The 284-nt window shown below is 47.2% G+C and carries 1 protein-coding gene; it reads left to right on the top strand.

Features of this window, described 5'->3' with window-relative positions:
- Positions 1-177 (top strand): HPr family phosphocarrier protein (locus FN960_RS23890; RefSeq protein WP_143336838.1); only part of this gene is annotated, 177 nt, incomplete at its 5' end.
- Between the last annotated feature and the right edge of the window lie 107 nt (positions 178-284).

Genomic DNA, 284 nt, shown 5'->3' with positions numbered 1-284 from the left:
GGCTTCACTTCTGAAATTACTGTGACTTCCAACGGCAAAAGCGCCAGCGCGAAAAGCCTGTTTAAACTGCAGACTCTGGGCCTGACTCAAGGTACCGTTGTGACTATCTCCGCAGAAGGCGAAGACGAGCAGAAAGCGGTTGAACATCTGGTTAAACTGATGGCGGAACTCGAGTAATTTCCCGGGTTCTTTTAAAAATCAGTCACAAGTAAGGTAGGGTTATGATTTCAGGCATTTTAGCATCCCCGGGTATCGCTTTCGGTAAAGCTCTGCTTCTGAAAGAA

It is taken from the genome of Alkalicoccobacillus porphyridii (genome assembly GCF_007293315.1).
GTDB classification, from domain to species: domain Bacteria; phylum Bacillota; class Bacilli; order Bacillales; family Bacillaceae_D; genus Alkalicoccobacillus; species Alkalicoccobacillus porphyridii.
This window is presented reverse-complemented; position numbering and strand designations above follow the sequence as displayed.